We start from the raw sequence: 204 nt of genomic DNA on the forward strand, positions 1-204 counted from the left end.
TTGGCGCCCTTGATCGCGAAGCGTGAGGTGCCGTTGTTCTTGAGCATCGCGGTGACGTATTTGCTGGTGAAGGCGCGCTGGTTGCTGTTCCAGGACTGGGAGCCGCCGGAGTAGAGGCCGTATTCGAGGTCGGCCTGGACCCAGGGGCCGCTGCCGGAGCAGCCGCCGAACCAGCAGCTGGTGCCGAAGTAGATCGCGTCCATG

The 204-nt window shown here is 64.7% G+C and carries 1 protein-coding gene; it reads right to left on the bottom strand.

Translation table 11 applies throughout. The features are described from left to right. Positions 1–204 (bottom strand): arabinofuranosidase catalytic domain-containing protein (locus IH54_RS41235; RefSeq protein WP_043183828.1); only part of this gene is annotated, 204 nt, incomplete at both ends.

It is taken from the genome of Streptomyces sp. NRRL F-5123, assembly GCF_000721495.1.
In the GTDB taxonomy this organism is placed as follows: Bacteria; Actinomycetota; Actinomycetes; order Streptomycetales; family Streptomycetaceae; genus Actinacidiphila.